The sequence below is a fragment of the Candidatus Hakubella thermalkaliphila genome, from assembly GCF_013281975.1.
Taxonomy (GTDB): domain Bacteria; phylum Actinomycetota; class Humimicrobiia; order Hakubellales; family Hakubellaceae; genus Hakubella; species Hakubella thermalkaliphila.
This window is the reverse complement of the sequence record NZ_BLRZ01000458.1, coordinates 1-571: the sequence shown is the minus strand read 5'-3', so window position 1 is coordinate 571 and position 571 is coordinate 1. Positions and strand designations below refer to the sequence as shown.

Here is a 571-nt window from a genome sequence, read left to right as displayed (position 1 = left end):
TTCTTTAATTGAACCACAACATATTGTATGTACTCAGGTAAATGACCTTGTAGGGTTAAATCCATACGTTTGTTGGGCCCTCGCCCCCCGGCTGATGAGCCCTCTCTCCTATCCTGATACTCTAACATACACTTTTCTGGATCTGGGTCCATCAAACTCACAAAAGTATACCGATTGCCAGGTTCCCAGAACCAGATTGCCGTCAGATATCAAGAAGGCGGAGGACCAACCGATCCAGCTAGACTTGATGTGGGCTGCCGCATTGCCCTCCCGATGAAAGTAGTTGTCATCAAAGGGGATGGTCTTGTTTAGCTCATTAACAATGTCCCTGACCACACTGGGGTCAGCCCCCTCATTTATGGTTATGGCTGCCGTAGTATGGGGAACATAGAGATGGCAGACGCCCTCATCCACCCCACTTTCCTTAACCGCTCGCCTTACCTCTTCCGTGATATCCACAAATTCGGTTCGGGATCTGGTCCTTACCACTATTTCTTTGATCAAACTTACCTCATCCTCCCTTGAAAATAACCCAATTTTCAGGCGACGTGGTGCGCCGCGGTGCATGGGC

The 571-nt window shown here is 49.2% G+C and carries 1 protein-coding gene; it reads right to left on the bottom strand.

Translation table 11 applies throughout. The features are described 5' to 3' along the window. Positions 1–108: 108 nt before the first annotated feature. Positions 109–571: secondary thiamine-phosphate synthase enzyme YjbQ (locus tag HW443_RS12695; RefSeq protein ID WP_308751121.1), on the bottom strand; the 463-nt coding region annotated here is incomplete at its 5' end.